This is a genomic window from Synechococcus sp. CCY 9618, assembly GCF_019038415.1.
Classification (GTDB): domain Bacteria; phylum Cyanobacteriota; class Cyanobacteriia; order PCC-6307; family Cyanobiaceae; genus Cyanobium.
The window spans coordinates 1-5,102 of record NZ_JAFKRG010000038.1 but is presented as its reverse complement, the minus strand read 5'-3'; the positions used below and the strand labels follow the sequence as shown (position 1 = coordinate 5,102).

Sequence of the window (5,102 nt, the reverse complement as noted above, 5' to 3'; positions counted from 1 at the left end):
TATAACGGCCGCAGGTGCCATATGGCCCTGGGTGGCCTCACCCCCCAACAGCGGCTCGCTCAGCTGCAGGCATGAACAACCTGGTGGGAAATCACACTTAATCGGCCAGGAACGGCAGCTCAAGCCTTGGCAGCTCCTGGCTAAAGTGAAGGCGACTGACCTCTGATGAAGCAGGCCTTTGCATTGATTGAGCCATTCATTAAGCTGCTCCCCCTCGCGCTTAATGCGCAGTCGCTTGGTTGACAGACCGCCACCTCCCTTGGGGTTGCTGTAAGGATCCGGCGCTACGCCGGCACATATCCGCATCAGGCTACTTAACAGATAACTCTTGAGTAGGTTTGTTTCTCTGTTAGCCTATTGGTGCAGCAGTGATTTTTAGGAGGTTATTGTGTTAGGTTCTTTTGCCTGTGCTTGCCTGAAAGAGCTTGGTGCACTCCCTTTCTTCCTGCTGAATGTTCGTTTTATGCCGGCTATCAGCCATAGTTCTAGCGTCGTTGGATCTATTCAATGCAAATCTTGGGCAGCCCACGTCGCTGGCGGATACGTCACTCTCTTCTTGTTTCTCCAATGTTGTGCCGGTTCTCTAAGCCTAGCCCCTTCAGATACATCTAAATGATTTCCTGCTATGAGCGGCATGGAGCATGGCGGCTGTCTGTTTCAGTTCCTTTCAGGAGATCGGTTCAGTTTGCGCCGGATCGGTCCCGTGGCGTCCATACAGAAGAACACGGCTGGACTGAGCCCCACCCGTTGCATCTGCCGCCGTCCCTGCCGTTGCATCAGCAGCAATCCGGCACCGGTCACGCTTTGCAGCAGCAGGGTGGTGATCAGGCGAAGGGGGTTTAGCAGGTCGTGCTGGAGCGGCGTGATGTCTCCCATTCCGTGCTTGAGGTTGGCCACCGTCGCCGCGTCATGGATCGTGACCGACGGCAGCACCAGCAGCAGGATCAGTCCCACGGGCAGCAGGAACCGATGCAGATTCGCGGTCCAGGGCTGCTCGCGATGATGACGCCGGTGGCCGCCGCCGAGTAGGTAGAGACCGAATCCCAGGGCTAGAAGCGGCAGGCCTGGAGACATTCCGATCAGTCCGCTGAGACGGCCAGCAGGAGCTTCCACACTCGCGAAGCTCCCCGCCAGCAGCAGGGTGCTCAACTCCAGAACCAGCAACAGCAACCCGACCAGCCGCAGTTGGCCCAGGGAGTAGTCGAGCTGATGGCGGCGCACGAAGCCGTCAACCTCATCGCGCGTGTCCTTGATCCTCAGGTGGGTCATGGGGGGCTGGACCTGGTGTCCTTGAGTGAGAACTCTGGAGGAGACGTTGCTGTCACTGCCAAACCCACCTTGCAAGCGCCGGCCCCCATCCAGCCCGTGGTATCGGCAGAATTGGTGGCACTATCTCAAAAGCAAGCGAATCTTAGCGGTGGTCAGCCATTTTCTGCAGGAACCGGCCGGGAGTTTTTTCCTGTTCGGTCCCCGTGGCAACGGCAAGTCGACCTACTCGATCCCGAGGCCCAGCGCCTCCATCCGGCCAGGCCGGAACGGTTGCGCGAGAGGGCGGCCGCCGAGCCCGGCATCGTCTTGTTGGTGATGGATGAGGTGTAGAAGGTGCCAGCTCTGCTGCTTGTGTTCAAGGCTGCGACGCGGCAGCTGGAATCTGCTGGCCGGGCGCCTGGTGTCGGCCTCGATGCATCCTTTTCTGGCGGCCTAGCTGGGGATTGATTTCTGCCTCAAACGCGCCTTGCGATTCGGTTTCGTCCCCCTGGTCCGGGTAGCGATCGATCCATAGCAGACCCTGCCGGCCTACGCCTCCCTGTACCTCAGGGAAGAGGTGCAGGCCGAGGTGCTGGTGCGCGAACTTGGCGGCTTCACCAGGTTCCTCGAAGCGATCAGCTTCTCCAATGGCTCCACCCTCAATCTCTCCGCCGTGGCGAGGGAGTGTCAGGTGGGCCGCAAATCCGTGGAGAACTATCTGGGCATCCTGGACGACCTGGTGCTGGCCTTCCGCCTGTCGGTTTTCAGCCGGCGGGCGAAGCGTCAGGTGGTGGCCCATGAGAAGTTTTTCTACTTCGATGCCGGTGTATTCCTCTCGTTGCGGCCGGCAGGGAGGTGGATTTTGTGGTGTACGGACCAGACAGCTTCACTGCCCTGGAGGTGAAACGCAGCCGCCAGGTTCACGCCGGGGATCTGCAGGGATTGAAGGCCTTCCGGGCGGACTATCCAGAAGCCAGGGTGGCCCTGCTCCACCTGGGCCAGGAGCCGTTGCGGATCGATGGGATCCTCTGCAGCCGCTGCCCATCCACTGATCAGGGGGCGTCAAGCCAGATCTGAAACTCGCCCGGCGTGAGGATCAGCAATGGCTGCAGCTGGTGCTTCAAGGCAAGCAGATCCCCATCTCCGCTGACGAGCACCGGCACGCCTGCCGTCAGGGCGAGATCGAGAAACACCTGATCCTTGGGGTCACGTACTTGGTGCTGACAGGTCTCGATGGGGCCCGCAGTCGTTTCACACCAAGGCAGCACATCCCCCAGCAGCTGATCGATCGCGGGCCGCGTGAGCCGAAACTTGGGATAGGCGAGCACCCGGATCAGTCCGCGGGCGGTGGGTTCCGCCAGCACAGGCCTGATCGCGTCTGTCTGCCAGCTCCGGCGCAGCCAGGCCAGGCGGCCGTTCTCGAACAGCAAAGCCGACACCAACACGTTCGTGTCCAGAACGACGCGGATGGTCACTCCTGGCGGGACCAGGCCACCGCGTCGGCCACATCCGCTTCCGTGATCCCCAGATCCGCCAGCCGGGTCCGAACGTTGGCGGCAGCACCTGGGTGGACGGGTGTGAGCACGATTCGGCCGTTCTCGGTGGCCACGTCGTAGTAGTCGGCGACCCCGACAGCCTCCACCACAGCCTTGGGCAAGGTGAGCTGGTTCTTGCTGGTGCGCTTGGCCAGGACCATGGACGCAGCCGGCTTCGCCCGGAAACAAGGATTCCTTACTTTGCCTGTTGTCGTCGGCTGGGAACTCTGGAGGAGACGTTGCGGTCACCGCCATGCTCCGATTGCACCACCGATCCAGGTCACAGGGGTTCGTGCTGCCCCTCACCATGGGGGCCTCCCTGGTGCTGCTGCTGGGCAGCCTTTCCGCCCACACCGCCAGCCTCCAGGTGCGCCTGCAGGGGATCCGGGAGCAGCAGCAGCGCCAGGCGGAAGACCGGCTGGCCTCGGCGGGTCAGCAGCTGCTGGCCGACCTGCAGCGCCACCATCCCTGCCTGCTGGCGCTGCCGTTGGAGCACTGGGACTCCCAGGGACTGGCCTGCGCTCCCGCCCCGGCGATCGCCTCCCTCAAGGCCGGCCAGGTGCTGGGCAGCTCCTACCGGCTGGTGGGTTGGCGCCCGCAGCTGGCCCCGGCCGAACTGCTGCTGGAGCTGCCCGCCGCCGGCAACGAGCCCACACGCCAGGGGGCCTTCGCGGTGCAGCTGACGCCGGCCCAGCCGCCCGCCCAGCCGCAGCCACAGATCACCGACGTGCGCCTGGTGGGCCTGCGGGGGGTGGCGCCATGAGCCTGCTTGAAGTGCTGGTCGGATCGACGGTGTTTGCCGCGGCGGCGGGCTCCTCCCTGCAGCTCTGGGCTCTGGCGGGCGCCGCGGCTGTGGCCGAGGAGCGCCAGCAGGAGCGGATGGAGCAGGCCGAGGCGGCGTTGCTGCGGGCTGAAACGGCCCTGCGCCGCCTCGCCCCGGGCGGCGTCGACTGCAGCACCGCCGCCAGCCAGCTGCTGCAGGTGCTGGCGGCCGACCCCCTGGCCCCGGGGCTGGCGCGCCAGCTGGAGCCCTCGGCCACGGGCGATGGGGTGGTGCTGCGGCTGGAGGTGGAGGGCGAGGCCACAGCGCGCCAGCGGCTCTATGTGCCGGCGCTTCTGGGCCTCTGCGGGCCCGCGCCGCAGGGAGGGGGCCATGGCATCCCCTGATCCGGGCGGCTTCACGCTGCCCGAAACCCTGCTGGCGTTGGTGCTGGTGGGCCTGCTGGCCCAGCTGGGGCTGGCTTCTGCCAGCACGGAGCTGGCCGCCGCCCGGCTGGAGGGCGCCAGCCGCCGGGTGATGCTGGGGCTTGAGCGCGGGCGCGATGCCGCCCTGCGTCTGGGCCAGCCCTGCGCCCTGAGCCTGGAGGCCACGGGCTGGCGGGAGCCCCAGGGCAGCAGCCTGCCGCCATGCGAAGGCGCCGCGCTGGAGTTGGGCGAGGGCCTGGGCGGCGGGCCGGCGGTGAGCCTCAGCCACAACCTGCCGGCCGCGGTGCGCTTCACAAGCAACGGGCTGATCATCGACGGCGGCACCGTGCTGCTCAGCACCGAGGGCATCGACCTGGTGCGCTGCGTGGTGGTGGGCCTGCCGCTGGGGATCACCCGCCTGGGGCGGCAGGGACCGGGCGGCTGCCTGCCGGATCCGCGGCCATGAGTCGCCGGACGATCACAGCCACCGGAGCGGCGGGGTTCACGTTGGTGGAACTGCTGCTGGCGGCCTGCCTGGGGTTGCTGGTCTGGGGGGTGGTGCTGCAGGCGCTGGTGGCGGATGGCCGCCAGGTCGACCGGATGGTGCGCCAGCTGCGGGAGCGGGGCCAGCAGCGGCGGGTGCTGGCCCTGCTGCGGGGCGATCTGCTGCGGGCCCAGCGGGTCGACCTCGCCCAGGGAACCGGGGCCGCCTGCGGCCTGGGCGGCCGGGTGCCGGTGCTGCAGCTCATCACGCCGGAGGGCCCGATCACCTACACGGTGGGCAGCGCCCCGAGCGCCATCTGGCGGGGCCGGGTGCTGATGCGCTGCGGTCCGGCCTTCGGGCTGCACGGCGAGCCGAGCGCCGGGGCGGCCCAGAACCGGGTGCTGCTGGATGGGCTCGCCGTTCCCGGCCTGGCGGCCGCAGCGGAGCCCGACGGCCTGCTGCGCCTGCAACTGCGGCAGGAGTTCGAATCCTCAGGCGGTGGCACGCAGCGGATCGAGACCACGGTGCGGCTGGGGGCGGGGGGATGAGGTAGGTGTGATTTCCCACCAGGTTGTTCATGCCTGCAGCTGAGCGAGCCGCTGTTGGGGGGTGAGGCCACCCAGGGCCATATGGCACCTGCGGCCGTTATA

At 66.6% G+C, this 5,102-nt stretch carries 8 protein-coding genes; 5 read left to right on the top strand and 3 right to left on the bottom strand.

Going from position 1 to position 5,102, the window contains the following annotated elements; genetic code table 11:
* Positions 1–657: 657 nt before the first annotated feature.
* Positions 658–1,269, bottom strand: coding sequence for a hypothetical protein (locus KUG41_RS09050; RefSeq protein ID WP_216903384.1), 612 nt, complete (start codon positions 1,267–1,269; stop codon positions 658–660).
* Positions 1,270–1,825: 556 nt separating this feature from the next.
* On the opposite strand from KUG41_RS09050, the gene KUG41_RS15600 reads away from it, so the two are divergent.
* Positions 1,826–2,152 (top strand): DUF4143 domain-containing protein, encoded by a 327-nt coding sequence (locus tag KUG41_RS15600; protein ID WP_254217053.1) that lies wholly within the window; start codon positions 1,826–1,828, stop codon positions 2,150–2,152.
* Positions 2,153–2,300: 148 nt separating this feature from the next.
* Here KUG41_RS15600 and KUG41_RS09040 read toward each other — a convergent pair whose 3' ends face one another.
* Positions 2,301–2,723, bottom strand: coding sequence for a putative toxin-antitoxin system toxin component, PIN family (locus KUG41_RS09040; protein WP_216903382.1), 423 nt, complete (start codon positions 2,721–2,723; stop codon positions 2,301–2,303).
* Positions 2,720–2,944 (bottom strand): AbrB/MazE/SpoVT family DNA-binding domain-containing protein, encoded by a 225-nt coding sequence (locus tag KUG41_RS09035; RefSeq protein WP_216903380.1) that lies wholly within the window; start codon positions 2,942–2,944, stop codon positions 2,720–2,722. Before KUG41_RS09035 ends, KUG41_RS09040 begins: the two co-directional genes overlap by 4 nt.
* 131 nt (positions 2,945–3,075) lie before the next feature.
* On the opposite strand from KUG41_RS09035, the gene KUG41_RS09030 reads away from it, so the two are divergent.
* Genes KUG41_RS09030 through KUG41_RS09015 form a run of 4 tightly spaced genes read left to right on the top strand, consistent with a single transcriptional unit; the run spans position 3,076 to position 5,000 of the window.
* Positions 3,076–3,546 (top strand): hypothetical protein, encoded by a 471-nt coding sequence (locus tag KUG41_RS09030; RefSeq protein WP_216903378.1) that lies wholly within the window; start codon positions 3,076–3,078, stop codon positions 3,544–3,546.
* Positions 3,543–3,950, top strand: coding sequence for a hypothetical protein (locus KUG41_RS09025; protein WP_216903375.1), 408 nt, complete (start codon positions 3,543–3,545; stop codon positions 3,948–3,950). The genes KUG41_RS09030 and KUG41_RS09025 overlap by 4 nt, the downstream gene beginning before the upstream one ends.
* Positions 3,937–4,434: a GspH/FimT family protein gene (locus KUG41_RS09020; protein ID WP_216903373.1), complete on the top strand. Its 498-nt coding sequence runs from the start codon at positions 3,937–3,939 to the stop codon at positions 4,432–4,434. The genes KUG41_RS09025 and KUG41_RS09020 overlap by 14 nt, the downstream gene beginning before the upstream one ends.
* Positions 4,431–5,000 (top strand): prepilin-type cleavage/methylation domain-containing protein, encoded by a 570-nt coding sequence (locus KUG41_RS09015; RefSeq protein WP_216903372.1) that lies wholly within the window; start codon positions 4,431–4,433, stop codon positions 4,998–5,000. The genes KUG41_RS09020 and KUG41_RS09015 overlap by 4 nt, the downstream gene beginning before the upstream one ends.
* Positions 5,001–5,102 lie beyond the last annotated feature (102 nt).